The organism is Corynebacterium sp. (assembly GCF_012838985.1).
In the GTDB taxonomy this organism is placed as follows: domain Bacteria; phylum Actinomycetota; class Actinomycetes; order Mycobacteriales; family Mycobacteriaceae; genus Corynebacterium.
Map to the genome: position 1 here is coordinate 1 of NZ_DUOE01000195.1, position 3,627 is coordinate 3,627.

Below are 3,627 nucleotides of genomic sequence, written 5' to 3' on the forward strand. Positions count from 1 at the left end.
GACCGGATGGCCGACGCCATGGACGCCACCGTCCGCATCTGGCAGGAGCTGGCCGCCGACGAGAAGCGCCACAATCTGCCCATCACCCGCGAGCCGGAGGCCGGGTTCGCCCTGGCGATGCACCAGTGGGCTGCCGGCGCACCGCTGGGCTACTGCCTGGCCGCGGCCGCCGAGTCCGGTGCCGAGATGACCCCGGGTGATTTCGTCCGCTGGTGCCGCCAGGTCATGGACCTGCTGGGGCAGGTGGCCAAGACCGCGTACACCGATGACGTGCAGGCTAATGCCCGGCGCGCCATCGACGCGATCCGTCGCGGCGTGGTGGCGATCGGCAGCTAGTACGCCCGCTCCAGCGCCTGCACCGCCGCCTGGATCGCCCGGCGGTGCGGGGCCACCTGGGCGACGGTGGCCAGCCCGGTGTTGAGGCCGAAGGGGTCGGTGATCATCGACTGCACCGCCACGATCTGGTTGTCGATGATGACGGGCCCGCCGGAGTCCCCTTTGACGGCGCGGGGTTTGTTGTAGAGGATCGCGGCGGAGGTCACCAGGGTGTGGAGGTTGCGGCCCAGCGCCAGCGGAGTGCGCAGCAGGACGCGGCCGGTGCGGTGCTGGAGCTTGTGCCAGCTCTTACCGAAGCCCTGGGTGACGGTGGGTAGGAGCCAGGGGGCGGGGCGCGTCGATAAGCGCAGGAGGTCCTTGGGCGGTGACGGGCGGTCCAGCCGGAGGACGGCGATGTCGGTGCGCGGCAGGCGCACGGCGCCGCGGACGCGGGCGTGGAAGAAGGCGCCGCCGACGCGGATCGGGCCGGTGCGTTCGCGCAGGAAGTGGGCGCAGCTGAGCATGTACTCGGTGCGGGCGTCGGTCGCTCCCTGGAGGTCGGGGTGGATGAGCACGCCGGAGCAGTAGGCGCGGCCGGAGCTGAGGCGGACGGTGATGGCGGAGGACACGGTGCCCCAGGGTACCTACCATGGGGACATGGCTGATCTTTTTCCCACCGACGTCTATGCTGGGCGCCTGCGCCGCGCCGCCGAACTGTGCCGGGAGGAGGGGCTGGCCGGTCTGATCATCGGCACCGGGCCGGAGTTGGCGTATCTCACGGGTTCCTGGCTGTCGTCGCATGAGCGGTTGACGGTGCTGGTCGTGCCGGCGGAGGGCACGCCGGTGATGCTGGCCCCGGCGACCGACATCGGCGATCTGGAGCATTCGGCGCTGCCGCATCTGGACGTGGTGATCCGCGGGTGGGTGGACGGCGATGACGCGCACGCCTGGGCGGCGGCGGTCCTCGATCACGGTCCGGTGGCGTTGGGGTCGTCGTTGACGACGCTGCATGTGCTGCGTCTGCAGGAGCTTGTCGACGCCCCCACCCTCCCCGCCGCGACCACCCTCAAGGAGCTGTTCATGCGGAAGGATCCCGCGGAGATCGAGCAGCTGGCCCTGGCGGGCGCGGCGATCGACCGGGTGCATGAGCGGGTGCCGGCGCTGCTGCGTTCGGGAAGGTCGGAGGCGGCAGTGGCCGCGGATCTGCAGGCGCTGATCCTCAAGGAGCACGACGTGGTGGATTTCGTCATCGTCGGTTCCGGGCCGAACGGGGCGAACCCGCACCACAGTCACTCCGGCCGGGAGCTGGTGACCGGCGACGTGGTGGTCGTCGACATCGGCGGCACGCGGGGGCCGGGCTACCACTCGGATTCGACGCGCACCTATGTCGTCGGCGGTCCGGACGAGGCCGGCCGGGAGGTGCGGAAGGCCTACGAGGTGCTGCAGGCCGCGCACGGGGCGGCGCTGGCGCAGGCCCGGCCGGGCGTGTCGGCGGCGTCGGTGGACAAGGCCGCCCGGGAGGTCATCGAGGAGGCGGGCCTGGGCGAGTATTTCATTCACCGCACCGGTCACGGGATCGGGCTGTCGACGCACGAGGAGCCCTACATCATGGCCGGTAACGAGCTGATTCTGGAGCCGGGCATGTGCTTCTCCATCGAGCCGGGGATCTATCTGCCGGGGAAGTGGGGAATGCGGCTGGAGGACATTGTGGTTGTGTCGGACACCGGCGTAGAATCACTGACACATCAACAACGTGAACTGAGGTAACCCCCATGAGCGCCACCCACGCCCTCTTCGTCGGCCACGGCACCCCGATGAACGCCATCGAGGTCAACGACTTCACCCGCACCTGGACCCGGCTGGGCCAGGGCGTCAAGCCGCGCGCCGTCCTCTCGGTCTCCGCCCACTGGTACACCCGCGGCACCGGGGTCACGGCCATGACCGACCCGCGGACCATCCACGACTTCTACGGGTTCCCCCAGGAGCTTTTCGACGTCCAGTACAACGCCCCCGGCGACCCCGAGATCGCCGAGCTGGTCCGCGACATCGCCAAGCCCACCCTCGTGCAGAACGACCACGACTGGGGCCTGGACCACGGCACGTGGTCGGTGCTCAAGCACATGTTCCCGGAGGCTGACATCCCGGTCGTCCAGCTGTCCATCGACGCCACCAAGCCGCTGTCCGAGCACGTCGAGCTGGGCACCCGCCTGGCCCGCCTGGCCACCGAGCACGACGTGCTCATCGTCGGGTCCGGCAACGTGGTGCACAATCTCTCGCTCGTCGACTGGCACGGCGGGGACACCGGTTTCGCCTGGGCCGATGAGTTCGACGAGGCTGCCCGCGACATCATGCTCGGCGACCCTGACCGCCTCGAGGCGCTGCGCAGCCACTCCGGTTTCACCCGCGCGGTACCGACCCCGGATCACTTCCTGCCGCTGGCCTACATCGCGGGTGTCTCCGCGGCCACCGGCGGCACCGTCGACGTGTTCAACGAGAAGCGCACCATGGGTTCGCTGTCCATGACCGGGTACCGGGTAGCTTCTTAAGGCATGAACGGCATTCTGCTCCTCGGCGGCACCTCCGACATCGGCCTGGAACTTGCCGCGCGTTTGTGCGCGGGACGCCCGGTAGTGCTTGCCGCCCGCCGGGACACCGATCCCGCCCCGCTTTACGACGCCGGCGCCACCGCCGTCCACCACCTCCCCTTCGAGGCGGGTGACCTGGAGGGCCACCGGGGCGTCGTCAAGCAGGCGCTGGAGCTGACCGGGGGAGTGTCCACCGCCATCGTGGCGTTCGGCATCCTCGGCGACCAGGCGCGGGCCGAGCGCGACGAGGCGCACGCCGCGGAGATCGCCACCATCGACTACACCGCCCAGGTGTCCATGCTCACCGTGCTGGCGGACGTCATGACCGGCGGCGAGATCGTCGCGTTCTCCTCCATCGCCGGGTGGCGGGCCCGCCGCGCCAACTACGTCTACGGCTCGACGAAGGCCGGCCTCGACGCGTTCTGCCAGGGCCTGTCCGACCGCCTCCACGGCACGGGGCTGCGGCTGATCACGGCCCGCCCCGGTTTCGTCATCGGCTCCATGACCGAAGGGATGGACCCGGCACCGCTGTCGGTGACCCCCGCCGACGTGGCCGACGCCGTCGCCGCGGAGATCCGCACCGGTCGTGGCAGCGCCACCCTGTGGATCCCCGGCCGCCTGCGTCTCCTGGCGTGGGTGATGCGTCTGGTCCCGCGTCCGGTCTGGCGGCGGATGCCCCGTTAGTTCCGTCCCGGGAGCAGCGGCGACTCGGCGTCGAAGATGAGGC

The 3,627-nt window shown here is 70.4% G+C and carries 4 protein-coding genes and 1 pseudogene; 4 read left to right on the forward strand and 1 reads right to left on the reverse strand.

Annotation, left to right across the window (positions count from 1 at the left end):
- Positions 1-336: pseudogene (locus GXZ33_RS11170) on the forward strand (DEAD/DEAH box helicase); the annotation flags it as partial.
- On the opposite strand, the gene GXZ33_RS11175 reads toward GXZ33_RS11170, so the two are convergent.
- A complete protein-coding gene (locus GXZ33_RS11175; protein ID WP_291341131.1) occupies positions 333-944 on the reverse strand; it encodes a serine protease in 612 nt (203 codons plus the stop codon). The pseudogene GXZ33_RS11170 and the gene GXZ33_RS11175 sit on opposite strands and share 4 nt — an antisense overlap.
- A 28-nt stretch (positions 945-972) precedes the next feature.
- On the opposite strand from GXZ33_RS11175, the gene GXZ33_RS11180 reads away from it, so the two are divergent.
- From GXZ33_RS11180 to GXZ33_RS11190, 3 genes are read left to right on the forward strand one after another with little or no spacing between them, the layout of a single operon-like run.
- A complete protein-coding gene (locus GXZ33_RS11180; RefSeq protein ID WP_291341133.1) occupies positions 973-2,082 on the forward strand; it encodes a Xaa-Pro peptidase family protein in 1,110 nt (369 codons plus the stop codon).
- Between the two features lie 5 nt (positions 2,083-2,087).
- Positions 2,088-2,861 (forward strand): 4,5-DOPA dioxygenase extradiol, encoded by a 774-nt coding sequence (gene ygiD, locus GXZ33_RS11185; protein WP_291341135.1) that lies wholly within the window; start codon positions 2,088-2,090, stop codon positions 2,859-2,861.
- Positions 2,862-2,864: 3 nt separating this feature from the next.
- Complete coding sequence (locus GXZ33_RS11190) at positions 2,865-3,584, forward strand: SDR family oxidoreductase (protein ID WP_291341136.1); 720 nt, start codon at positions 2,865-2,867, stop codon at positions 3,582-3,584.
- Positions 3,585-3,627 lie beyond the last annotated feature (43 nt).